23 protein-coding genes are annotated in these 23,842 nt (G+C 70.9%); 16 read left to right on the top strand and 7 right to left on the bottom strand.

Annotated features, from left to right (window positions below):
• Window positions 1-379 precede the first annotated feature (379 nt).
• Complete coding sequence (locus ABD733_RS15140; protein WP_344797708.1) at window positions 380-2,095, top strand: ABC1 kinase family protein; 1,716 nt, start codon at window positions 380-382, stop codon at window positions 2,093-2,095.
• 311 nt (window positions 2,096-2,406) lie between these two features.
• Here the strand turns inward: ABD733_RS15140 and ABD733_RS15135 are convergent, their stop codons facing one another.
• Window positions 2,407-3,948 carry an MFS transporter gene (locus tag ABD733_RS15135; RefSeq protein WP_344797706.1) on the bottom strand — a complete coding sequence of 514 codons (1,542 nt, stop codon included), beginning with the start codon at window positions 3,946-3,948 and terminating at the stop codon, window positions 2,407-2,409.
• A 124-nt stretch (window positions 3,949-4,072) separates the two neighbouring features.
• The gene (locus tag ABD733_RS15130) at window positions 4,073-5,275 is read right to left on the bottom strand and encodes an ROK family protein (protein WP_344797704.1); all 1,203 of its coding nucleotides are present in this window, start codon (window positions 5,273-5,275) and stop codon (window positions 4,073-4,075) included.
• A gap of 118 nt (window positions 5,276-5,393) precedes the next feature.
• Between ABD733_RS15130 and ABD733_RS15125 the strand changes: the two genes are divergently transcribed.
• From ABD733_RS15125 to ABD733_RS15090, 8 genes are all read left to right on the top strand, one after another.
• Window positions 5,394-6,683: an ABC transporter substrate-binding protein gene (locus tag ABD733_RS15125; RefSeq protein ID WP_344797702.1), complete on the top strand. Its 1,290-nt coding sequence runs from the start codon at window positions 5,394-5,396 to the stop codon at window positions 6,681-6,683.
• 26 nt (window positions 6,684-6,709) lie between these two features.
• Complete coding sequence (locus ABD733_RS15120; RefSeq protein WP_344797700.1) at window positions 6,710-7,639, top strand: carbohydrate ABC transporter permease; 930 nt, start codon at window positions 6,710-6,712, stop codon at window positions 7,637-7,639.
• Window positions 7,639-8,550: a carbohydrate ABC transporter permease gene (locus ABD733_RS15115; protein WP_344797698.1), complete on the top strand. Its 912-nt coding sequence runs from the start codon at window positions 7,639-7,641 to the stop codon at window positions 8,548-8,550. The genes ABD733_RS15120 and ABD733_RS15115 overlap by 1 nt, the downstream gene beginning before the upstream one ends.
• A gap of 50 nt (window positions 8,551-8,600) precedes the next feature.
• The gene (locus ABD733_RS15110; protein WP_344797696.1) at window positions 8,601-10,256 is read left to right on the top strand and encodes a glycoside hydrolase family 13 protein; all 1,656 of its coding nucleotides are present in this window, start codon (window positions 8,601-8,603) and stop codon (window positions 10,254-10,256) included.
• On the top strand, window positions 10,253-11,380 hold the full coding sequence (locus ABD733_RS15105) for a Gfo/Idh/MocA family protein (protein WP_344797694.1): 1,128 nt from the start codon (window positions 10,253-10,255) through the stop codon (window positions 11,378-11,380). Before ABD733_RS15110 ends, ABD733_RS15105 begins: the two co-directional genes overlap by 4 nt.
• Window positions 11,377-12,117: a ThuA domain-containing protein gene (locus tag ABD733_RS15100; RefSeq protein ID WP_344797692.1), complete on the top strand. Its 741-nt coding sequence runs from the start codon at window positions 11,377-11,379 to the stop codon at window positions 12,115-12,117. The genes ABD733_RS15105 and ABD733_RS15100 overlap by 4 nt, the downstream gene beginning before the upstream one ends.
• A 48-nt stretch (window positions 12,118-12,165) precedes the next feature.
• Window positions 12,166-12,438 carry a hypothetical protein gene (locus tag ABD733_RS15095; protein WP_344797690.1) on the top strand — a complete coding sequence of 91 codons (273 nt, stop codon included), beginning with the start codon at window positions 12,166-12,168 and terminating at the stop codon, window positions 12,436-12,438.
• Between the two features lie 108 nt (window positions 12,439-12,546).
• The gene (locus ABD733_RS15090; protein ID WP_344797688.1) at window positions 12,547-12,708 is read left to right on the top strand and encodes a hypothetical protein; all 162 of its coding nucleotides are present in this window, start codon (window positions 12,547-12,549) and stop codon (window positions 12,706-12,708) included.
• Window positions 12,709-12,769: 61 nt separating this feature from the next.
• Here ABD733_RS15090 and ABD733_RS15085 read toward each other — a convergent pair whose 3' ends face one another.
• Window positions 12,770-12,970: a hypothetical protein gene (locus ABD733_RS15085; RefSeq protein WP_344797686.1), complete on the bottom strand. Its 201-nt coding sequence runs from the start codon at window positions 12,968-12,970 to the stop codon at window positions 12,770-12,772.
• Between the two features lie 94 nt (window positions 12,971-13,064).
• The gene (locus tag ABD733_RS15080) at window positions 13,065-13,565 is read right to left on the bottom strand and encodes a DUF6328 family protein (RefSeq protein WP_344797684.1); all 501 of its coding nucleotides are present in this window, start codon (window positions 13,563-13,565) and stop codon (window positions 13,065-13,067) included.
• 85 nt (window positions 13,566-13,650) lie between these two features.
• Between ABD733_RS15080 and ABD733_RS15075 the strand changes: the two genes are divergently transcribed.
• Together ABD733_RS15075 and ABD733_RS15070 are read left to right on the top strand one after the other, a co-directional pair.
• A complete protein-coding gene (locus ABD733_RS15075) occupies window positions 13,651-13,992 on the top strand; it encodes a hypothetical protein (protein ID WP_344797682.1) in 342 nt (113 codons plus the stop codon).
• 2 nt (window positions 13,993-13,994) lie between these two features.
• Entirely contained in the window at window positions 13,995-14,216 is a 222-nt protein-coding gene (locus ABD733_RS15070; RefSeq protein WP_344797680.1) for a hypervirulence associated TUDOR domain-containing protein, read from the top strand.
• A gap of 28 nt (window positions 14,217-14,244) precedes the next feature.
• Here ABD733_RS15070 and ABD733_RS15065 read toward each other — a convergent pair whose 3' ends face one another.
• The 3 genes from ABD733_RS15065 to ABD733_RS15055 form a co-directional block, all read right to left on the bottom strand.
• Window positions 14,245-15,864 carry a glycosyltransferase family 39 protein gene (locus ABD733_RS15065; RefSeq protein WP_344797678.1) on the bottom strand — a complete coding sequence of 540 codons (1,620 nt, stop codon included), beginning with the start codon at window positions 15,862-15,864 and terminating at the stop codon, window positions 14,245-14,247.
• A 105-nt stretch (window positions 15,865-15,969) separates the two neighbouring features.
• Window positions 15,970-16,980, bottom strand: a complete 1,011-nt coding sequence (locus tag ABD733_RS15060) for an AraC family transcriptional regulator (RefSeq protein WP_344797676.1) — start codon at window positions 16,978-16,980, stop codon at window positions 15,970-15,972.
• A 242-nt stretch (window positions 16,981-17,222) separates the two neighbouring features.
• Window positions 17,223-18,251 (bottom strand): LacI family DNA-binding transcriptional regulator, encoded by a 1,029-nt coding sequence (locus ABD733_RS15055; RefSeq protein ID WP_344797674.1) that lies wholly within the window; start codon window positions 18,249-18,251, stop codon window positions 17,223-17,225.
• Window positions 18,252-18,366: 115 nt separating this feature from the next.
• On the opposite strand from ABD733_RS15055, the gene ABD733_RS15050 reads away from it, so the two are divergent.
• From ABD733_RS15050 to ABD733_RS15030, 5 genes are read left to right on the top strand one after another with little or no spacing between them, the layout of a single operon-like run.
• Complete coding sequence (locus ABD733_RS15050; protein ID WP_344797672.1) at window positions 18,367-19,767, top strand: ABC transporter substrate-binding protein; 1,401 nt, start codon at window positions 18,367-18,369, stop codon at window positions 19,765-19,767.
• Window positions 19,768-19,772: 5 nt separating this feature from the next.
• Window positions 19,773-20,729, top strand: a complete 957-nt coding sequence (locus ABD733_RS15045; protein ID WP_425552939.1) for a carbohydrate ABC transporter permease — start codon at window positions 19,773-19,775, stop codon at window positions 20,727-20,729.
• Window positions 20,729-21,553, top strand: a complete 825-nt coding sequence (locus ABD733_RS15040; protein ID WP_344797668.1) for a carbohydrate ABC transporter permease — start codon at window positions 20,729-20,731, stop codon at window positions 21,551-21,553. The genes ABD733_RS15045 and ABD733_RS15040 overlap by 1 nt, the downstream gene beginning before the upstream one ends.
• Window positions 21,554-21,560: 7 nt before the next feature.
• Window positions 21,561-22,751 carry a serine hydrolase domain-containing protein gene (locus ABD733_RS15035; protein WP_344797666.1) on the top strand — a complete coding sequence of 397 codons (1,191 nt, stop codon included), beginning with the start codon at window positions 21,561-21,563 and terminating at the stop codon, window positions 22,749-22,751.
• 33 nt (window positions 22,752-22,784) lie between these two features.
• Window positions 22,785-23,735, top strand: coding sequence for a glycoside hydrolase family protein (locus tag ABD733_RS15030; RefSeq protein ID WP_344797664.1), 951 nt, complete (start codon window positions 22,785-22,787; stop codon window positions 23,733-23,735).
• Window positions 23,736-23,842: the final 107 nt, after the last annotated feature.

The following is a 23,842-nucleotide window of genomic DNA, read 5'->3' as shown; positions in this document are numbered from 1 at the left end:
TGCAGGGGGCACATCCCCCAACGCGAGTGTCGGCCACAGGGAGGACACCCGGGGGACACACGTTCTCCAGGCATCTCGTGCCCCGGCTGTACCCCGATCGGCGGCGGCCCTGCGGCGGAAAGGCCCGAGAGGGCGTCGCCGAGAGAAGAGGGTGGCCGCAGGATCGCTCCCGCACAAGACACTCTCGGACGCCGGCGGCGAATCGTTAGGCCAGCGAGCAGAGTGCCTCCGGGACGGGCCCGGCGGGGTGCACCGGGCGGTGCGGTCGCTCGGAGCCGAGCGACCCCGATCCTGCGCGCCCCGGATCCACGGCCACCCCGGAACAACCGGTGCGACGATGGGCACGAGGCGCGCGACCGCGCCCGGAGGGAGCCACAAGGTGAGCACGACCCAGGAGATCGCCGTCCCGCCCGTGCCGCCCGCGGCCGGGCGGAGCCGCAAGCCGGTGAAGCCGTCCCTCGCCACGCGGGGCCGCCGCTTCGCCGAGCTCGTGCGGATCGCCCGGCGCCACGCCCTCGTGCCGTGGAACAAGCTCGACTTCTCGAACGACCCCGGCACCTCCGCGCTGCGCTCGCAGCAGGCCGAGCACCTGCGCCGCGCCCTCGAGGAGGCCGGCGGCGCCTTCGTCAAGCTCGGGCAGCTGCTGTCGACCCGCGACGACCTCCTGCCCGTCGAGTGGGTGGAGGCGCTGTCGCAGCTGCAGCAGAACGTCGATCCTGCGCCCTGGGACGCCGTCGAGGCGATGCTCGAGGCCGAGTACGGAGCAGCGATCGACGACGTGTTCGCCGAGTTCGACCGCGAGCCGGTCGCCGCCGCGTCGCTCGGACAGGTGCACCGGGCGGTGCTCCGGTCGGGCGAGGTCGTGGCCGTCAAGATCCTTCGGCCCGGGATCGTGCCCGAGGTGCGCCGCGACGTCGACATCGCGCTGCGGGTCGCCTCGACGCTGACGCGCACGATCGCGCAGGCGAGGCAGGTGGGCCTCCGCGACATCGCCGAGCAGTACACGTCCGACCTGCTGCGGCAGCTCGACTTCCGGCGGGAGGGGCGGAACCTGTCCGCCCTCCGCGCCATCCAGGCCCGTGACGGGAGCGACGACGACCTCGTGCTGCCCGAGTTCCACGAGCGGCTGTCGACCGACTCGGTGCTCGTCATGGAGTTCCTGCCCGGGGAGACGCTCAGCACCTGGAAGGACCGGAACGCGCGCGGCGGCCCCGACCTGAAGGCGGCGATGCGCAGGATCCTGCGCTCGTTCCTGCGGCAGATGGTGCTCGACGGCTTCTATCACGCCGATCTGCACCCCGGGAACATCATGATCCTGCCCGACGGATCGCCCGCCATGATCGACTTCGGCTCGGTCGGCCGCCTCGACAACGAGCTCCGGTCGACGGTGCAGGAGCTGCTCGTCGCCTACCTGCAGTCCGACACGCAGCGCATCGCCGACGGGCTGCTGACGCTCGCGCCGCTCGCCGAGGGCGCGGACGAGCGGGCGTTCCGGCGCGACCTCAGCGTCTTCATCACCTACGAGCTGGGGCCGGGAGCCAGGATCGGCGTCGACACGGTCGACGTGCTGGTGGTCGTCATGCAGAAGTACGGGCTCACGATCCCGGCCGAGTTCGTCGCCGCTGCCCGCGCGCTCGCCGTGCTCGAGGGGACCCTGCGGTCGACCGTGCCGTCGTTCGACCTGCTCGAGGAGAGCCGGGTCATCGCCGACGAGCAGATCCGCGAGCAGGCGTCGATGGGCAACCTGCAGAAGGTGCTGTCGAGCGAGGTGCTGGCGGTGCTGCCGGGGTTCCGGCGGCTGCCGAGGCGGCTCGACCGGATCGGGCTGGCGCTCGAGAGCGGCACGCTGAACGTCAACATCCGGCTGCTCGCCGACGCCCGAGACCGGCGGATGCTGCGCGGGCTCGCGCGCCAGGCGGCGCTGCTCGTCGTCGCGCTGGTCGCGGGCGTCCTGGCGGTGCTCGAGCTCACGCGGCCGACGCCCGCGAACCCCGGGCTCGTCACCCCGGGGGTCGCCGGGGTCGTCCTCGCCGTCGTGGCCGTGGCGCTGCTCGTGGTGGCCGGGGTGACGACGCTGCTGCGGCGCCGGCCGTAGCAGCGCTCGCTGCGCGAGCGCCGGCCCGATGCGGGAGCGTCGCGCGTCGGCAATTCAGGATGCAGGCCGCGTACGACGCGGGCCAGCCGGGAGTTGCAGCCGGGCGCGCGGCTTCCATCCTAAGTTGCCGACCGAGGGGCAGCTAGCCGAGGCTCGTCTCCCACGCGGGGATGCGTCGCCGGCCCGACGCGGGAGCGTTGCGCGTCGGCAATTCAGGATGCAGGCCGCGCGCGACGCGGTCCCGCCAGGGGTCGCGGCCGGGCGCGCGGCTTCCATCCTGAGTTGCCGACGGGCGCGACGCCGGGGCGAGGTCAGTCGGCGGCGACGACGGGCGTCGAGCCGGTGGCCGGGGCGCCGGAGGCGCCCGAGGCGCCGGCGCCGGGAGCGGCGCCGGCGCCCGAGGTACCAGCACCAGCACCAGCACCAGCACCAGCACCAGCACCAGCACCAGCCCGCACCCGCGGCATCGCCAGCACCGCGACGACCAGCAGCACGGCGACGACGACCACCGCCGTGAACACCGAGCTCGACGCCGACACGATCACGTGCGGGATCCGGTCACCGCCGGGCGTCCGTGCGTAGACGGCGTTGGCGACCGCTCCGAACACGGCGACGCCGAGCGCGCTGCCGATGGAGCGCGCGAAGAGGTTCGTGCCGGTGACGACGCCGCGCTCGTTCCACTCGACGCTCGACTGCGCGGCGATGAGGCTCGGTGTCGCGACGAGCCCGAGGCCGAGGCCGATCACGAAGCAGCACGCGGCGACGACGAGCACGGCGGGGTGCGCGGCCGTGAGCGCGAGGAGCGCGGTGCCGACGAGGGCGAGCGCGATCCCGATGAGCACGGTCGACCGGAATCCGATCCGCAGGTAGAGCTTGCCGGACTGCGACGCGCTCACCGGCCACCCGAGCGTCAGCGCCGCGAGCGCCAGCCCGGCGAGGATCGGCGACACGTCGATCGCGCCCTCGAGGTAGGTCGGCACGTACGAGGTCAGCCCCAGGATCACGGCCCCCACCCCGAACGAGATCAGCGACGTCGTGAGCAGCAGCCGCCTCGAGAACACCCACTGCGGCAGCACCGGTTCGGCCGCGCGCCGCTCGACGAGGAGGAACGCGGCGAGCACGAGCCCGCCGACGGCGAACGCGGCGATGCTCTGGGGGGAGTCCCACGCCCACGCCTGGCCGCCCTCGAGGACCGCCAGGATCAGCAGGCTGAGCGACACGGTGAGGAGCCCCGCGCCGAGGTAGTCGATCCGGTGCTTCGACCGCTCGACGTTCTCGTGGAAGGCGCGCAGCAGCATCCACGCGGCGAGGAGGCACAGGGGCACGTTGACGAAGAAGATGCCGCGCCAGATGCCGAGCGACGAGAAGACGCCGCCGAGGGTGGGTCCGACGACCGACGAGATCGCCCAGACGCTCGCGAGGTAGCCCTGGGCCTTCGCGCGCTCCTTCAGCGTGTAGATGTCGCCGGCGATCGTGATGGCCATGGGCTGCACGGCTCCGGCTCCGAGGCCCTGCACGACGCGGAACAGGATGAGCGCGGGCATGCTCCACGCGAACCCGCAGAGCACGCTCCCCACCAGGAAGAGCCCGATCCCGATCAGCACGATGGGCTTCCGGCCGACGACGTCCGACAGCTTCGCGTAGATCGGAACCGACACGGCCTGCGCCAGGAGGTAGATCGAGAACACCCACGGGAACGACGAGAACCCGCCGATGTCGCGGACGATCGACGGCACGGCGGTGGCGACGATGGTCGAGTCGATGGCGACCAGGCCGGTCGTCAGCATGAGGGCGATCAGGATCGGCCCGCGCTCGGATCGGAATCCGACTCCCTGGGCGGTGGCGGTGGTCATGCTTTCTCGTCTCGTCGTCGCGGAGCTCACAGCAGAGCCCTCGGCACTGCCCGAGGCAGTGCGAAGTCAGAGCTCACGGCAGAGCCCTCGACCCCCAACCCTGCACCCTCTGCAAATAGTCCCCTCAGGAGACGCGGAAGTCGAGCGGCGCCGCCCGCACGAGCGCGACGCCCCGCTGCACCGCACCCAGCACGACGGTCTCGGCTCCGAGCGACGACGCCACGAGCTCGGGCACCGGCGGGTAGAACTCCGTGCGCAGGATCCCGCGAGCCTCCTCGATCACCGGCCCCGCGGCGGCCGCGAGTGCGCCCGACAGCACCACCCGCTCCACGTCGATGAGGCTGGAGAGCACCAGGCAGACCCGGGCGAGGCGCTGCCCGAGGGTGCGGACGATCGCCAGCGCAGTCGGGTCGCCCGCACTCGCGGCGGCGAACACGACGTCCGATCCGAGCTCGGCGGTCGGGACCGCGGCGAGCGGCGAGTCCGCGGCGATGCGCTCCTCCGCCCGGGCGGTGCGGGCGAGATCCCGCGCGAGGGCGCCGAGGCCGTCGGCGCTGCCGACCCCCTCGACGAGGTTGAGCACGCGCATCTCGCCCGCGCCGCCGTGCCGCCCGCGGAGGAGCGCCCGGTCGACGACGAGTCCGGCGCCGAAGCGCTCGCCGGACAGGAGCGCGGCGAACGAGTCGACGTCGCGCCCGGCGCCGAGGGCCTGCTCCGCGATGGCGGCGAGGTTGGCGTCGTTGTCGACGACGACCTCCCCGAGGCCGTCGAAGGCGTCGACGAGGCCGGGGTTCATGGTCGTCCAGTAGTGGTCGTCGCCGGAGGGCGAGCGCCCCGATCCGTCGACGGGCGCCGGGACCCCGATGACGGTGGCGAAGACCGAGCCGGCCTCGACGGAGGCCTCGTCGAGCGCGCGGAGGACCGCCGTGCGGGTGATCTCCCGCCGCACGTCGGGGGCGGCGTCCTCGGCGACGGCCAGGTGGACGCCGCCGGTGAAGTCGCCGCGCAGGTCGGCGACGACCGCCGAGACGGTGTGCTGGCCGGCGTCCACGCCGACGACGTGACCTGCCCGCGGCTGGAGCTCCCAGCGGCTGGCGGGGCGCCCCTTGCTGTACTCGCCGGCGGCTCGCGAGTCGTCGAGTCGCACGAGCCAGCCGAGCCGCACGAGCTCCTCGCAGAGCGCCAGCACGGTCGAGCGGGTGAGGCCGGTGGCGAGCATCGCGGCGGAGGCGTCGAAGGCCCCCGTCGTCAGCGCGCGGGCCAGCAGGGCCTCGGAGTTGATGCGGCGCAGCACCTGGGGCGAGCTGGCTGCGCGTTCGGTCGTCATGGCTCGAACGTAGCGTGAAATAATCTCGAGCCCTATTGATGCAGGATCTAAATTTACTTGCTAGATTAATCGGCGAGCGAGGGCCGACGGGGTTCCTGGCTCTGAAGGAGACGACGACGTGAATCCACGACCACCCCTCGGGCCGTCCGGCCTCAGCCGCCGCTCGTTCCTCCTGGGTGCGGGTGCTCTCGGCGCCGGCGTCGCCCTGGCAGGATGCGCGGGTCCGGGCGGCAGCTCGTCCGGCGTCACCGAGATCAGCTTCTACGTCTCGAAGCCCGAGGTCATCGGCTACTTCGACACCCTGATCGAGAAGTTCCACCGGGAGCAGTCGAAGGTCCGCGTGGTCCGCGACTCGACATCGAACATGTCCGCCGACTTCGTCCGCAACTCGCCGCCCGACCTCGGCTGCTGGAACTACAACTTCTCCGTCGTCCAGTTCGTCGAGCGCGGTGCCCTCAGCGACCTGAGCGACATGCCCGAGGCGGCGACGATCAATCCCGACATCAAGCCGCTCCTCAGAGAGACGGCCGACTATCCCGGGCGGACGAGCGCGATCCCCTACTCGCTGACGGCCGCCAGCGTGCTCTACAACCGAGACCTCTTCGCGAAGCACCGGGTCGAGGTCCCGACCACCTTCGACGAGCTCGTCGCCGCCTGCGAGACGTTCCAGAAGGCGGGCGTCGCCCCGTTCTACAACACCTACAAAGACACCTGGACCATCGCCCAGGGCCTGTTCGACTACACCGTCGGCGGCATGGTCGACGTGCCCGACTTCTTCCGTCGCCTCCGCGCCGAGGGCACCGCCGTCGACGCCGCCTCGCGGGTCTCGTTCGAGAAGGACTTCCGCGAGGCGAGCGAGCGCATGGTGCAGCTCGGCCGCTACGCGAACAGGAACGCCTCCAGCCGCGGCTACGGCGACGGCAACCTCGCCTTCGCGAAGGGCGAGGCGGCGATGTACCTGCAGGGCCCGTGGGCGCTCAACGAGATCGCCAAGACCGACGCGAAGCTGGCCGTCGGCACCTTCCCGCTGCCGGTGACGAACGATCCCGCCGACCTGAAGGTCCGCGTGAACGTCGACCTGGCGCTCTGGATCCCCGAGGTGTCGAAGAAGAAGGAGGCGGCGCGCAGCTTCCTCTCGTTCCTGATGCGCCCTGAAATCCAGAACAGGTACAACGCCGACAACAACGCCTTCGGCACGACGAAGGACGCACCTCCCACGTCGAACCCGGCGCTCGTCGGGATGCAGAAGTACTACGACGACGCCGCGTTCTACCTCGGCGGCTCGCAGCTCGTGCCGTCCGAGATCCCGCTGGCGAACTACGCGCAGTCGATCGCCCTCGGCGCGAAGCCCGAGTCCGTCCTCCGGCAGCTCGACGGCGACTGGGCTCGCCTCGCAATCCGCTCCTGACCCTCCTCGACAGAAACGAGAACGACATGGCCGTCGTGCCCCAGGCCAGCCCCCGCCCGAAGACGCGCGCCGACACCCCGGCGAGCGGTCGACGAGGCCGGCGCAGGATCGACAAGACCTTCTACGCCTTCCTGCTCCCGGGTCTGGTGCTGTTCACCCTGGCGATCGCCCTCCCGGCGGTGACGGGGATCTTCTACAGCTTCACCGACTCGGTCGGGTTCGGGCAGTTCGGGTTCACCGGCTTCATCAACTACATCGCCCTGTTCTCCGACCCCTCGATCCGGAGCGCCTACGGGTTCACGATCGGGTTCGCGCTCGTCACGGTCGCGGTCGTCAACGCGATCGCGTTCCTCCTGGCGATCGGGCTCACGGCCAGGATCCGCGCCAAGGTCGCTCTGCGTGCGGTCTTCGTGCTGCCGATGGTCGTCTCGGGCATCGTCATCGCCTACGTCTTCAACTTCCTGTTCTCCAACTCGATCCCGGCGGCGGCGACGGCCCTCGGGTTCGGGCCGCTCGAGAGCAGCCTGCTCGCGAACCCCGACTGGGCGTGGCTGGCGATCGTGGTGGTGACCGCGTGGCAGGCGATCCCGTCGACGATCCTGATCTACATCGCCGGCATCCTGGCGATCCCCGCCGACGTCTACGAGGCGGCGGCCCTCGACGGTGCCTCAGCCGCCCGCCAGCTGCGCTCGATCACGATCCCGCTGACGGCGGGCTACATCCTCATCAACGTGATCATCGGCTTCAAGAACTTCCTGAACTCGTACGACATCATCGTCGGCCTCACGAACGGCGGGCCCGGCACGTCGACGACGAGCATCGCGATGTCGATCTTCAACGGCTTCACGAACGGCGACTACGCCTACCAGATGGCGAACGCGACCATCTTCTTCCTGATCGCGATCGTGATCGCTCTCCTCCAGCTGCGCGCCACGCGCGGAAGGTCCGGTCTCTGATGTCCACCCAGATCCCTCTCGCCACGTCCACTACGAGCGGTGAGCTCCGCGGCCGCGACGCCGACTCCGTGAAGGCGCCCCGGGCCGGTCGGCCCGAGCGCTTCAACTGGCCGGTCACGATCGCCCTCGCGGTCTGCTCGCTGGCCGTCCTGATCCCGCTCTACGTCACGCTCACGATGGCCTTCAAGACCACCTCGCAGGCGGTCGACGGCAACGCCTTCAGCCTGCCCGCGCCGTTCACGCTCGACGGCTTCGTGCAGGCGTGGAACCTCACCACGTTCCCGCGCAGCTTCGCGATCTCGGTCGGGGTCTCCGCGTTCACGGTGGTCGGGACGATCCTGCTCAGCGCCTTCGCTGCCTACGCGATCTCGCGCAACTGGGACCGCCGCTTCTTCCGCTGGTCGTTCTACTACCTGCTGGCGGCGCTGTTCCTGCCGTTCCCGGTGGTGGCGCTCTCGCAGGTGAAGCTGACCGGTCTCGCGCACCTCGACAACCCGCTCGGCGTCGCGATCCTGCACGTCATGTTCCAGCTCGGCTTCAGCGTGCTGCTCTTCACGGCGTTCCTCCGCTCGATCCCAGACGAGCTCGAGGAGAGCGCGCGTCTCGAGGGAGCGACCACCGGGCAGGTCTTCTGGCAGCTGATCTTCCCGCTGCTGGCGCCGATGAGCGCGACGGTCGGGATCTTCGCGTTCCTGGCATCGTGGAACGACTTCGTCATGCCGAGCCTGATCACGTCCGACCCGGCGATGCAGACCCTGCCGGTGCTGCAGCAGATCTTCCAGACCCAGTTCAGCAACAACTACAACGTGTCGTTCGCCTCGTACCTGATGGCGATGGCCCCCGCGATCCTGGTCTACCTCTTCACCCAGCGCTGGGTGATGGCCGGGGTCACGCAGGGCGCCATCAAGTAGCGACGACATCCCGACCCGACCCCCGACGCACGAAACGGAGCATCGTCTCGATGACCGACACCCTCCCCACCCGCCCCTCGACGACGACCGACGAGACCTGGTGGCGCGACGCGGCCGTCTACCAGATCTACCCCCGCTCGTTCGCAGACTCGAACGGCGACGGCATCGGCGACCTCCCGGGCATCACCCGGCGAGTGCCGTACCTCGCGAGTCTCGGCGTCGACGCTGTCTGGCTGAGCCCGTTCTACCCGTCCGCGCTCGCCGACGGCGGCTACGACGTCGACGACTACCGCGCCGTCGATCCCCGGCTCGGCACGCTCGACGACTTCGACGAGCTCATCACCGCCCTCGACGCCGCGGGCATCCGCTGCATCGTCGACATCGTCCCGAACCACACCTCCGACCGGCACGCCTGGTTCCAGGAGGCGCTCCGGTCGCCGAAGGGGTCCGCCGCCCGCGCGCGGTACCTCTTCCGCGACGGCCTCGGCGAGAACGGCGAGCTGCCGCCGGCCGACTGGACCTCGACCTTCGGCGGCCCGGCCTGGGAGCCCGTCGGCGACGGCCAGTGGTACCACCACTACTTCGCGAAGGAGCAGCCCGACCTCGACTGGAAGAACCCCGAGGTCCGGGCGGACTTCCTCGAGACCCTCCGCTTCTGGTCGGACCGCGGGGTGCAGGGCTTCCGCATCGACGTCGCCCACGGCCTCGCCAAAGACCTCCCCGAGGTGCTGCCGAGCCAGGCCGAGCTCGACGCCATGCCCGTCGACGGCACCCATCCGATGTGGGACCGCGACGACGTCCACGACATCTACGCCGAGTGGCGCGAGGTGTTCGACTCCTACACTCCCGCCCGCACGGCCGTCGCCGAGGCCTGGGTCGCCGCCGACCGGCGGGCCCGCTACGCCAGCGCCGAGGGCCTCGGTCAGGCCTTCAACTTCGACCTCCTCGAGGCCGACTTCGACGCGGCGCAGTTCCGCTCCGTCATCGAGTTCAACCTCGGTCTGAGCGAGCGGTCGGGCTCGTCGTCGACGTGGGTGTTCTCGAACCACGACGTCGTCCGCCACGCGACCCGCTACGGCCTCCCCGCGCGCGACGGCAACCCGGTCAAGCAGGGCGCCGAGTGGCTGCTGTCCGGCGGCACGACGCCCGCCGTCGACCGCGAGCTGGGCCTCCGGCGGGCCAGGGCTGCGACGCTCCTCGAGCTGGCCCTCCCAGGATCGGCCTACCTCTACCAGGGGGAGGAACTGGGGCTGCACGAGGTCGCCGACATCCCCGCGGCCGAGCGGCAGGATCCGTCGTTCTTCCGCAACCCCGGCGTCGACATGGGCCGAGACGGCTGTCGCGTGCCGATCCCGTGGACCACGTCGGGTCCGTCGTTCGGGTTCGGCGACGCCGCGCCCCACCTCCCGCAGCCGAGCTGGTTCGGCGACTCGAGCGTCGAGGCGGAGGACTCCGATCCCGACTCCACCCTGAACCTCTACCGGAACGCGCTCGCGCTCCGCAGCCGGCTCCGCTCCGGCGGCCTGGAGTGGATCGAGACCGGGCGCGACGACGTCCTCGCGTTCCGTCGGCCCAACGGCTGGACCTCCGTCACGACGTTCGGCGACGAGCCGTTCGAGCTTCCCGCGGGCGAGCTCCTGCTGGCGACGACTCCGGTGCAGGACGGTCGCCTGCAGGGCGCCTCGACTGCTTGGATCAAGGCATGAACGTCACAGACACCAGCACGGACGACCTCCGCGTCGGAGTGATCGGTCTCGGATTCGCAGGATCGACGCACCTCGACGCCTTCACGGACCTCCCCGGGGCGACCGTGGTCGCGCTCGCGGGCCAGGAGCCGGCGCGCCTCGAGGAGCTCGGCCGGAGCCGCGGCGTGCCGCACCTCTACGCCGACTGGCAGGATCTCGTCGCGAGGGACGACCTCGACATCGTCTCGATCGGCGTCCCGAACGACCTCCACCACCCGATCGCGATGGCGGCCCTCCAGAGCGGCAAGCACGTCTTCTGCGAGAAGCCGCTCGCGACGACCGGCGACCTCGCGGCCGAGATGGTCGCGGAGGCGAAGGCCGCCGACCGGGTCCTCGAGGTGGCATACAACCACCGCCGTCGCGCCGACGTCGCGTTCCTCGGCGACTTCCTCGCCGACGATCCGATCGGCGAGATCTACCACGCCAGGGCCAGCTGGCTCCGGCGCTCGGCAATCCCGGGCCTCGGCTCCTGGTTCACCAGCCGGGCGACCGCGGGCGGCGGTCCGCTGATCGACCTCGGCTCGCACGTGCTCGACATCGCGCTCCACCTGATGGGCGAGCCCCGCGTCGTCACGGCCAGCGCCGTCACCTACAACGAGCTCGGCAGGCGCGGCCGCGGGGGCGGCACGAAGGTGCCCGCGTCGAGCGACGGCACGCACGCGTTCGACGTGGAGGACTTCGCCAGCGCGCTGCTCCGCTTCGACACCGGCGCGAGCCTCCTGCTTCAGGCCTCCTGGGCGTCGTACTCGAAGAACCACGAGGACATCGAGGTCGAGCTCCTCGGCTCGACCGGGGGTGCGCGCCTGCACGTCGACGACTACTCGACCGAGGGCACGCTGACGCTCTACTCGGACGTCGAGGGCGTCCCGACGGTCGCGCGGCCCGCCGTGCACGTGCCCGCCGGGCACCACCGGACGGTCATCGCCGGGTTCCTCGAGGCGATCCGCCAGGGCGAGGGCGCGAGCGCCCCGCGGTACACGAACCACTACGGCGAGTACGCGCTGCACCGCAGCCGCGTCGTCGACGCGATCTACGCGTCGGCCGCCGCGGGCCACGAGGTCGAGGTCGAAGGAGAGGCGCTGTGAGCGACAGCATCCGCATCACCGTCTGGAACGAGTTCGTCCACGAGACGCGCGGCGACGCCGTGGTCGTGGCGAACTACCCCGACGGCATCCACGAGGTCGTGGCCGCGGGGCTCCGCGAGCACCTCGGCGACGGGGCTTCCGTGGCGACGGCGACCCTGCGCGATCCTGAGCACGGCCTCACCGAGGAGGTGCTGGCCCAGACCGACGTGCTCTTCTGGTGGGGTCACATCGCGCACGACGAGGTGTCCGACGAGGTCGCGCAGCGCGTCGTCGACCACGTGCACGCCGGCATGGGCCTCGTCGTCCTGCACTCCGGCCACTACTCGAAGGTCTTCAAGCGCCTGATGGGCACGACGTGCTCGCTGAAGTGGCGGAACGACGGCGAGCGGGAGCTCGTCTGGACGGTCATGCCGGGCCACCCGATCGCCGAGGGCGTGCCGCACCCCATCCGGATCGAGCGGCAGGAGATGTACGGGGAGTTCTTCGACATCCCGGTGCCCGACGAGGAGGTGTTCCTGTCGACGTTCGCCGGCGGCGAGGTGTTCCGCTCGGGGGTGGCCTACACGCGCGGCCTCGGCCGGGTCTTCTACTTCTCGCCCGGAGACCAGGAGTACCCGGTGTACCACCACCCCGACATCCGCCGGGTGCTGGCCAACGCGGCCCGCTGGGCGCGGCCTCGCGGTGAGCGGCGCACGCTGACCGCCGACCAGCACCCGCTGGGGTGGTTCGAGGGCTGAGGCGCGGCCGACCCTGAGCGGCCGACGACCCGGCGGCCTAGGCTTCGGATGACGGGGGCCACCACCCCCGGACTCCGGCCGAGGTCTCGCCGTGGTCGAGGAGTGCCGGCCGGTGCGCCTCACGACGACGGACGGACCCCCGTGCACGCGTACGCGATCTACTCCGACGGTGCCGGGACGCTCCTCCACGAAGACCGGACGAGCACGTCCCAGGCCCGGATCGTCCGTCAGCTCGAGGAGGGCGTGCCGGACGGCATGAGCGTCGCCGGGATCGTCTTCACCGACGAGGTCAGGGCCTTCCGGATCGTCGCCGAGGCCTGACGCTCCCGCCGTCGGCGCGTGCCGACGCGAGCACGGGCGCGTACCCCGCGGCCAGGACATCGAGTCTCGTCGCGGCGTACGGTCGAGGCACCGAACGAAAGGCTCATCATGACCTCAGAGAGAGACACCGACCCGCTGAGCGGACCGATCGACGACGAACCCGACGAGAAGAAGACGCCGGGCGGCACCCCCGACGAGACCCCGGACGAGGACGGCTCCGAGTGGATCCCCGAGCCGCGTCCGACGGAGGGCGACGGCCCGCTGCCCTGATCGGCGCGGGCCCACCCGATCGGCGCGGGTCAGCTGACCGGGTCAGGCTGACCGGCGCGGGTCAGGCCTCTTCGGCCGTCGCGAGGACGGCGATCGACGCGGTGATGATGAACTCGTCGTAGCTGACGTCGAGCGCCGCCGACGGAGCGGATGCGGGCGCGATCTCGGCCGGCGCCGAGAGGTGCGGCTGGGGGCTCCGCGGCGGGTAGTGGGAGACCCTGGCCCTCGGGACGGTCTCGTTCCGTTCGTAGAGGCTGGTCATGGTCTGACCCTACGGCCGGCAGAAATATGCTTCTACCCATTGCGCTCGGCGCCGATCCGCGCAAGGGGGCAGCCGCTTCAGGGCTGCGCAGCCCTCACGCCCTGCGCTCGCGACGCGGCACCAGGAGCCAGAGCACCACGACCACAGCGGCCGTGATCCCGGCGGCGACGAGCCCGGCCGTCAGCCCCGCGACCACGTCGAAGATGAGGAGCACGGTGCCCGTGATGGCGGCCGCGACGAGCACCAGGATGACGTCGAGCAGCACGCTCGCCGTGTGCACCATCCGCTTCCGGAGGCCGCGACGGAACAGCGCCCGATGCAGGCTCACCGGCGCGAGCCCCAGGATCGTGGCGCCCGCGGTCAGCGCGACGAGCACGAGGTAGACGCCCACCTCGAAGCCGTCGAGCGACGTGAACCGCTGCTGGAACGCGACCGCCAGCAGGAAGCCGGTCAGCAGCTGCGTCCCGGTCTGCGTGACCCGGAGCTCCTGCAGCAGCTCGTTCCAGTTGCGGTCGAGACGCTCGGTCTCGGTCTCGTCGCGGTCGGAGATGCGATCGGGCGTGCTCCCCGGATCCCGCGTCGGGCTCTCGTCCATGGACAGCCATCATGCCCTGTCTCCACTGCGCTCGTCCGCAGTGATCGGGGTACAGCGTTCAGCCTCGACGGCATAGGCAGGGGCGATGGAACTCATCCACTACGCGGACGGCTCGATCCTCACCGGCTCGTCGATCGCCAAGGCCCTGCTCGACTACGCGCAGGTGCTGGCTGCGAACGAGAGCGCCGCGTCGCTGGAGATCCCGATCCGTCAGGATGACGGGTCGGTCGGGCACGCGACGTTCCTCCTCGGTCCGGCCAGCCAGATCGTGGCTGTCACCGTGGAGAGCGAGTTCGACGAGATCGTCGACGACGACCTCGTGAAGCGGCTCGAGGCGGAGACCGACAGGCAGCGCGGCGCCGAGGTCAGCGCCGGAGAACAGGGACCGGCGGGCGTCGCCCCGACCGATCTCGAGTGGGAGGAGTGAGCATGGCCGAGACACCGAGCGTCGGAGACCGCGTCTCGTGGGGCACCTCGCAGGGCCGCACCCAGGGCGTCGTCAAAGAGCGGAAGACCAGCGACTTCGAGTTCGACGGGCAGAAGTTCACGGCGTCGAAAGACGAGCCGGCCTTCATCGTCGAGTCGGAGAAGACCGGTGCGAAGGCCGCCCACAAGGGCTCTGCCCTGCGGAAGCTGAAGAAGAAGGACTAGCCGCCGGCCTCGTGCTGGGGCCTCGGGCTCAGCGGTCGTAGCGGACGACGATCGTCCGGCTCACCCGCCAGCTCTGCCCGACGTGGAAGCCGTCGCGCCGCAGCTCGGGCGTCAGGGTCGTCGCGATGTCGTGCGCCGTGCCGGTCAGGAGCCAGACGGACCGCGCATCCTGCGCCTTCCCGAGGACCGAGCCGAGGGGGCGGTCGCTCGCCCACATCCGGTCGGTCTCCGACGCGGGCGTGCGCAGCGCGATGTCGTCGAGTCCGCGGAACGCCGTCGGGTAGCTGTCGGCGATGATCCGCGATGTCGTCAGCGGGTGCCGATCGACCGGGCCGTAGACGACGGCGTCCCTCGTGTCGCGCGGCTCCCGAGCTCGCTCGCGGGAGACGAGCGCGGCCACCCGGTTCCAGGCGGAGTCGTCCTTCGCGGTGACCTGGCGCTGGGCGACGATCGTCGGCAGCGACAGGGCGACGAGCACGGCGACGAGCAGCGGCACGGCCCGCCGCCACGGCAGGCGGTCGAGCCCGACTGCGATCGCCAGCGCCGCGGCCGGAGCCCCGAACGTCACGTAGCGCGGCGAGTAGAGCGGGGTGTGCACCAGCGAGACGGCGATCAGGCCGAGCGTCGGCACCGCCATCCACGGCGCTGCGATCAGGAGGACGTCGCGCGCCGTCCGCCCCTCGGCCTGTCCGGGCCTCCGAAGCGCTGCGACGACACCGATCAGGATCAGCGCCCACGCCACCGCGGCGAAGGCGCCGTTCTCGTAGAACCACTGCGTCGTGACGACCTCCTCGACCGTGTGCAGACTCGGCCTCGGGATCCAGTGGATCTGCCCCGACTGCCGCGAGGCCAGCACGGCCAGGGGCAGGATCGCGACGACCGTCAGCGCGGCCGCCAGGGTCCAGCGCAGGATCGGGCGGCTGGTCGCCCAGCCCGACGCCCGCAGGCCCGCGTGCCGCTTCCGGGCTCGCAGCAGGGCGAGCACCGCCGAGACGCCGTGCGCGACGACGACCAGCACGAGGTACAGGAACACCGCCGAGCTCAGGATCGCGACGGCCGCGTACGCGATCCACCAGCGCCGGGCGCTGCGCCTCGCGGCCGTCACGAACAGGATCGTCGAGGCCACCGCCAGCAGGGTGCCGAGGGCGAAGGAGCGGCCCTCGAGGCCCATCCAGGTGACCCGCGGGAGGACGCAGAACACGACTCCGGCGAGGAGTCCGATCCGGCGCGTGGCGAGCATCCTGCCCAGGACGACGGTCAGCGCGGCCGCACCGCCCGTCGCGAGCGCCGAGGGGAGTCGGAGCGTGAATGGCGAGTACCCGACGACGTCGAACCAGAGGTGCATGCCGGCGTAGTAGGTCGCGTGGACGACGTCGACGGTGGTGAGCATCCGGCCGAGCGCGGCCCACGAGCGGGTGGCCGAGACGACGGTCGCCGCCTCGTCGTACCAGAGCGACGGGACCCACGAGAAGAGGACGGCGATCGCGGTCGCGGCGAGGCCGACCAGGACGGCGTCGGTGACCCTGCTCCGGCGGGTGCCCGCCGATCCTGCGCGGTCGTCGGTGCGGTCGCGGTCGCTGCGATCGTCTCCGTCGCTGTCTCCGTGGCTGGGGCGAGGGGTGCGGGGGAGAGGCGGTGCGGAGGACATCGGTCCGTTCTCGGGGTCGCGGGCGGAGGTACTGGACACCTCACCGTGCGAGTCCTCGTCCCAGAGGCCTCCCAGAATGCTCAGCCAGTCTTCGGCCGCGGTGGGTCAGCCTGCGAGTGTGGTGCGGGGGTACTCGCCGAAGCGGGCGACGTAGGCCGACGAGAACCGTCCGAGGTTGCCGAAGCCCCACTGGCGGGCGACCTCGGAGACCCGTGCCGTGGCGGGGGTCGCGGACAGGAGGTCCTGCCGGACCCGGTCGAGGCGGACGTCACGGAGGTAGGTCGTCGGGCTGGAGCCGAGGTTGTCGCTCATGACCTGCTGGAGGGTCCGGACGCTCATGTCCGCAGCCCCGGCGATGTCGGCGGCGGTGAGCTGCTGGTCGGCGTGCTCGTGGACGAACTCGACCGCGAGGCGCAGCCGCCTCGTCCGTTCGGTGCGGACGACGTCGGGGACGTCGACGGCGCGCCAGGGGAACAGGTCGAGGACCGCCCGCACCAGCGCGGCCTGGGCGGCCTCGCGTTCCTCGGGTCGCGCCGAGGGGCGCACGATGACGGGCGTGGCCTCGCCGAGAGCGGCCCGCCACCGGGCGACCTCGTCATCGGTCGGGACGGCGGCGAGATCGAAGACGATGCGCTGCGGGTGCCGGCCGTGGCGTTCCGCGGCGACGCGCTCCAAGAACGCCGCGTCGATCAGGACGATGCCGTGCCGGTGGGGCGTCATCGAGAACGAGTACGACGTCTCCGTCGGGAGCAGGAACGGGCGCGCGCCGACGCTGGTGAACTGCCCGAGCGGGTGGTCGACCGTGACTGAGCCCGACCGGAACCAGGTCAGGACGTAGTCGCGCGACCACGGGATGACGCCCTGGATGTGCCCGAGGAACGACCCCGTCTGCAGGCTCAGCCGCGAGTCGCCGGAGGAGGCGAAGCGGAACGCGAATGTCTCCGGCCCCGCCTTGGCGCGGAACTGCCGGCCGTCGTACACGGCCTCGAGGCGGGCTCGGGCCTCCTCCATGCAGTCGGTCGACCACTCGAGGCGCTCGAAGTCGGGCGCCGCGGCAGGGCCGTCGGCGCCGACACGGAGTATCGGACGGCTGGGGGGAAGGTAGGTGCTCGTCATGGTCGCTCCTGATCCTCGCCTCCCCGAGCCGGGCGCTGGTCAGGCGTCGGACCCCTCGGCCGTGCAGTCGTCTGCTGCGCGTGCCGAGCGTGCCCCGGAGGAGCGGTCACTACCAGAGTGCTGGAGAGACGCCGCCCGATCTCGCCCCAGAAGGTGGGACATGCGCCAGGCGGGACACGCGGCAGGTGGGACACGCGGCAGGCGGGACACGCGGCAGGCGGGCCATGCGCCAGGCGGGCTCGTCAGCCCGTCTGCGGGGCGATCGAGGAGCGGACGATCGCGGGCATCGAGATCAGCACCTGCCCGCCCGCCTCCTCGTCGCCGAGGATGAGGTCGACGGCCCTCCGGCCCATCGCCTGGTAGGGCAGCGCGATGGTCGTGAGCGGCGGTTGGAGGTAGGAGGCGATCTCGTCGTCGTCGAACGACACGACGGAGATGTCGCGACCGACCTCGAGGCCGCACTCCTGGCAGGCCCGGTAGGCGCCGAAGCTGAGGCGGTCGTTCATGCAGATCAGCGCCCGGACGTCGGTCCGCTCCTCCAGGAGCTCCCGGGTCAGCCGGTAGCCGTCCTCGAGCTCCCACTCCGAGCTCCGCTTCTCGGCAGCGAGCCGGATGCCCAGCTCCGTCAGGCGGCCGAGGATGCCGTCGGTCCGCTGCCCGACCGTCGCGGAGCGGGACGGATCCCGCTCGCTGTCGAGGTTTCGGCCGATGAGCGCGATGCCGTCCCGGTGGCCGGCCTCGGCCAGGAGGTCGACGGCTCGGCGCCCGCCGGCCCGCTCGTCGGGCAGGACGGACGTGCGGTGCGGCTCGGTGGTCGCGTTCAGCATGACCACCCGCGTTCCCTCGGGGACTGCCGGCGTCTCGATCCTGCGGGCCTGCATGGTGGCGAAGATGATGCCGTCGACCTGCCGGTCGAGCACCGCCGCGACCGCCTCGGCCTCGCGTGCCCGGTCGCCTCCGGACTCGACGACGAGCATGACGTGCCCGGCCTGCTGAGCCGCCTCGACGGCCCCTCGGATGAGGCCGCTGGCGAATCGCGTCGTCGCCACGACGTCGGAGACGAAGCCGATCGTGAGCGACTTGTCGGTGCGGAGAGCCCGCGCGCCCATGTTCGGACGGTAGTTGAGGGCCGCTGCCGCAGCCTGGACGCGTCGGCGGCTGTCGTCGGAGAACCGGCCGTTCGGAGTGCCGTTCAGGATCTGCGACGCGGTCGTCGGAGAGAGCCCGGCGGCTCGTGCGACGTCTGCCAGCGTCGCCCGCTTCGCCGTCACATCGCCTCCTGAGCCCCGAGTGTAATGCCTCGACGACACGCCGAGAGCGGTTCTGCGAGCGCCCCCCTTGACACGCGAACGCACAAGGTCGACACTCGATACCTACCGAGGCTAAATGCTTTTAGCACTCTTCACCAAACCCCACCCGACGAAGGAGTCGTTCCCCATGGCAGTGAACAAGAGAGCCCGGCGACTCACCGCCGTGGCAGTCGTGGCGGCGTCGGCGATGCTCGCCCTCGCCGGCTGCGCCCCCGGCAGCGGCCCGACGACCGCGAAGACGTCCGGCACGGTCTCGACCTCCGCCCCCAAGGGCAAGGTGACGCTGAACATCTACGACGAGACCGGCTTCCCCGTGACGCAGGACCTCGCGGACGAGTTCACGAAGCAGTACCCCAACGTGACGTTCAAGCTCACCCGCGACAGCTTCCAGAACCTGCTGGCCAACACGCCGCGGATCCTCTCCGGCTCCGATGCGCCCGACCTGATCCGTCTGTCGACCCTCGGCACCACCGTCAAGGACGGGCTCCTGACGAACCTCGACCCGTACTTCGACGCCTACGACTGGAAGAAGTTCCCGGCCGGCCAGCTGGCCGGAGCCAGGATGAACTCCAAGGGCGTGCGCGGCGACGGGTCCCTGTGGCAGTTCGGCATCGGGTACTCCGTCACCGGCATCTACATGAACAACGAGCTCGCCTCCAAGGTCGGGATCACCGAGGTCCCGACGACGATGGACGAGCTCGAGGCCGACCTGCAGAAGGCGAAGGACAAGGGCGTCCTGCCCATCCAGACCGGCATGCAGGACGGCGTCGGCACCTTCACCCTGCAGGCGCTGATCAACCAGTACGGCGACAAGCAGAAGCTCGTCGACTGGATGTTCAACAAGCCCGGGGCGACGATCCAGACGGCTGCGGCCCTCAAGGGTGCGTCGACCTTCCAGGACTGGGCGAAGAAGGGCTACCTGCCCTCCGACGTGAACGCCATCAACTACACGACGATGGTGTCGAACTTCACCTCCGGCAAGGGCCTGTTCATGTGGGACGGCAACTGGGACGCCGCGAACGTCGACAAGGCCCTCGGAAAGGGCAAGGCGCAGTTCTTCCTCCAGCCCGGGGTGAAGGCCGACTCGAAGTACGTCGCGATGGGCACGGGCAACACGTTCGCCATCCCCTCGAAGTCGAAGCACGCCGACGCCACCGCCTTCTTCCTGAACTGGATCGCCACCAACAAGAAGGCCCGGCAGATCGTCGTCGACGTCACCGGTGCTGCACCCGGAGGCGACCCGAGCGAGGCCCTGCCCACGGTCGCGTCCGGCACCCTGACCAAGCAGGCGCTCGACCTGTCGGCGAAGGTCGGTGAGGACGACGGGTTCGTCGACTTCATGGCCAACAGCACCGCCGGCATCTACCAGGGCTCCCTCCAGCCGAACGAGCAGCTGCTGCTGACCGACAAGCTGTCGCCCTCGGCGTTCCTCAAGGCCACGCAGGCGTTCTACGAGAAGGACCTCGCCGCCAAGTGAGCTCGATCACCGAATCCGGTCCGGCCGGGGCGGGCGCCACGCCTGCCCCGGCCCGTCCGGGCCCCTCTCCCGCGCCTCGCAGGCGCCGCAGCCCCCGCCGTCGGCTCGTGCTCGTCGGCTGGCTCATGGTGCTCCCCGCCCTCCTCGCGTACGCCCTCTTCGTCCTGTACCCGCTCGGGACGGCCATCCAGTACTCGCTGTTCGACTGGAACGGGATCGGTGTCGCGACCTGGGTCGGTCTCGGCAACTACGTCGAGATCTTCACCGATCCGTCGCAACTGACGCCGATCTTCAACGCGCTGATCCTGATCGTCTTCTTCACCGGCATCCCCGTCGTGGCGGGCCTGGCGCTGTCCAGCCTCCTGCGGAACATGAAGCAGGGGCCGTTCGCGTCCGCTGCCCGCACCATCCTGTTCCTCCCGCAGATCGTTCCCCTCGTCGCGGCCGGCATCGCCTGGTCGTGGATGTACGCGCAGACCGGCACCATCAACGCCATCCTCGACGCCGTCGGGCTCGGCTTCCTGACCACCTCGTGGCTGGCGAACTTCAGCACCGCGCTCCCGGCGGTCGGCCTGATCGGATCGTGGGTCCTCACCGGACTCTGCACCGTGCTCCTCCTCACCGGGATGGGCAAGATCGACGGCTCCCTCTACGAGGCGGTCCGCCTCGACGGCGCCGGCTGGTTCCGCGAGTTCTTCACGATCACGCTGCCCGGAGTCCGCCAGGAGATCGCCGTCCTGACGACGATCACCGTCATCTCGGCGCTCAGCGCATTCGACGTCATCTACACGACGACGAAGGGAGGGCCCGGCACCACGACGCTCGTGCCCGGCATCTTCATCTTCCGGCTCGCCTTCGTGCAGAGCCAGGTCGGCCTCGCCTCCGCCTTCGGCGTGGTCCTGCTGGTCTTCGTGCTCATCATCGTCCTGCCCATCCAACGACTCACGAGGGAGCGCGACTGATGATCGTGAGCCGGACAGAACTCGTCCTCGGACGGATCATGCTGGTCGTCGTCCTCCTCCTGACCCTCCTGCCGTTCGCGAGCATGATCACCGCGGCGCTGCAGTCGCCCGACAAGATCCCGAGCGGCTTCTCGATCCCGCTGCACCCGCAGTGGAGCAACTTCGCCACCGCGTTCACGCAGGGCAACATCGGCCCGCTGATGCTGTCGAGCCTGTTCATCGTGGTCGTGACCGTCCCGGTGACGCTCCTGCTGTCGACCCTCGCCGGCTACGCGCTCGGCAACCTCCGGATCCCCGGTGCCCGCATCGTCCTGATCGCGATGGTCCTCGGCCTCACGATCCCGTTCGAGGCGATCGTCATCCCGCTCTACTACCAGATGACCTCGTTCGGAGTGATCAATACGCAGTGGGCCGTGATCCTGCCCCTCATCGGGCTCTACATGCCCTTCAGCGTGTTCTGGATGCGCGCTCACTTCGTCGGTGTCCCGCCGGAGCTCTCCGAGGCCGCCCGGGTCGACGGCGCTTCGATCTCGCAGGAGTTCCGCCAGATCCAGATGCCTCTGGCGACGCCCGCGCTGTCGGCGCTCGGGATCCTGCTGTTCCTCTGGACCTGGAATCAGTTCCTCCTGCCGCTGGTCATGATCTCCGATCCGAACAAGCGGACCGCGGCCGGCGCCCTCGGCGCCTTCCAGGGGCAGTACATCGACGCGCTCCCGCTGCTGTTCGCCGCATCGCTCCTCGTGATGCTGCCCACCGTCGTCATCTACGTCGTCTTCCAGCGGCAATTCATCAAGGCGCTCCTCCAGGGCGCCGTGAAGGGCTGATCGCCTCATGACCGCAACCGAGACGCTCTCCTCCGGCACCGTCGAGCCCGGGTTCGACGGGGTCCGCGACGCCTTCGAGGCCGCACTCGCAGAAGACGGGGCCAGCGGCGCCGGGCTGTCGATCCGGCAGGACGGACGCACCGTCGTCGACCTCTGGGGCGGCACCGCCGACGCCGAGACCGGCAGGGCCTGGACGTCCGCCACGCCCAGCGTGATCTTCTCCGCGACGAAGGGCGTGATGTCGATCCTGATCGCCCGCCTCGTGCAGGACGGCCTCCTCGACTACGACGCGCCGGTCGCCCGCTACTGGCCCGAGTTCGGCCGGGCCGGAAAGGCCGAGGTCACCGTCGGCGACGCCGTGGCGCACCGGGCGGGACTCTCCGCGCCGGTCGTCGACTGGACGACGGACGACCTCCTCGACTGGGATCGCTCCGTCGCCCTGCTCGCCGACCAGGAGCCGCTCTGGCGTCCGGGCTCGGGCTGGGCGTACCACGCGATCACGCACGGGTGGCTCACCGGCGAGATCGTCCGCCGCGTCACCGGCTCGATGCCGGGCGCCTACCTCTCCCGGCTCGCCACCGACCCGCTCGGCATCGACGCCTGGATCGGCCTCCCGTCCGATCGCGCCGGAGACGCGGCCACCCTGCAGGTCGGACGCACCCTCCGGGCGCTCACGCTCCGGCAGCGGGAGGCCATCGACGCGGGCGCGTCCGTCTGGCCCCAGCGCGCCCTGACCCTCGGTGGAGCCCTGCCCGTCGAGCTCGTCGGCCCGGGGGAGGGGTTCAACCGCCCCGACGTCCAGGCCGCGCAGATCCCCGGTGCGGGCGGCATCGCGACGGCGCACGCGCTCGCCGCGTTCTGGTCGGCGGTCGTCGCCGAGACCGACGGAGTCCGGCTGGTGGACGACGAGACGGCTCGGGCCGTCGCGGTCGTCCGATCGGAAGGCGCCCCGGTCTTCTCCTCGCCCCCGCCCTGGCCGAGGTGGGGTCGCGGCGTGCAGCTCGACTCCGAGGCGCGGCGCTACCTGGGGTCGTCGAGCATCGGTCACGACGGAGCCGGAGGGCAGGTCGCCTTCGCCGACCTCGACGCCCGGATCGGCTTCGCCTTCCTGACGAACCGGATGGAGGCCGACGACGACCGCGCGACCCGAATCGTCGAGGCGCTCCGCCAGGCCCTGACCGCACCCGCTGCCGCCTGACACCGCGCGCGACCGAGACTGGACGACACACCGATGGCCTTCTCTCTTCCGGACTCCTGGATCTGGGACTTCTGGCTCGCCGACGACGGCGACCTGTTCCACCTCTTCTACCTGCACGCCCCGAAGTCCCTCGGCGACCCCGAGCTGCGACACCGGAACGCGCGCTTCGGCCACGCGACCTCCCGCGACCTCCGCGAGTGGGACGACCTCGGGCCGATCTTTCCGCCGGGCGCAGACGGAGAGTTCGACGAGACCGCGACCTGGACCGGCAGCGTGGTCCGCGGCCGGGACGGGCTGTGGCGGATGTTCTACACCGGGGCGTCGTTCCGGCCCGGGGGCGGGAACGTCGAGACGATCGGCGTCGCCACCTCGCCCGACCTGACCACCTGGACGAAGCAGCCCGGCCCGCTCGTGCGGGCGGACTCCCGCTGGTACGAGACCTGGGGCACCTCGACCTGGCCGGAAGAGGCGTTCCGAGACCCGTGGGTGTACCTCGACCAGGAGTCCGGCACCTGGCACATGCTGATCACGGCGCGCGCCGACCACGGCAGCGACGACGATCGCGGCGTGATCGGCCACGCGACCTCGCCCGACCTCGAGGAGTGGACGCTGCAGCCTCCGCTCAGTAGCCCGGGCGCCGGATTCGCCCACCTCGAAGTGCCGCAGCTCGTCGAGGTCGACGGCGCCGCGGTCCTGCTCTTCTCCTGCAACACGCCCGCCCTGAGCGACGCCGCGCGAGCGCAGGGCCTGACCGGCGGCATCTGGAGCGTCCCGGTGTCGGTGCCCCTGCAGGAGGTCGACGTGGCCCGAGCGCGCCTGCTCGCCTCGGAGCGGCTCTACAGCGGGCGGATCCTGCCCGACCGCACCGGCGCCCCGGTCCTGCTCGCCTTCGATATGGCGGACGCCGACGGGGGCTTCCTCGGTTCGATCTCCGACCCCGTGCCGGTCGGCTGGGCTGCTGGCGGGCTCAGGATGCTGGGGTAGCGGCGCCCGGTCGGCGTGTCACTTCGCAAGCTAGATGAGACCGCCTCTCAGGCGTGATCCCAGATCCATCTTGAGAATGCGAATGTCGGGTAGGACTGCTGAGGGTT

It is taken from the genome of Frondihabitans peucedani (assembly GCF_039537585.1).
Taxonomy (GTDB): domain Bacteria; phylum Actinomycetota; class Actinomycetes; order Actinomycetales; family Microbacteriaceae; genus Frondihabitans; species Frondihabitans peucedani.
The sequence above is the reverse complement of the archived record's forward strand: the minus strand, read 5'-3'. Positions and strand labels throughout refer to the sequence as shown.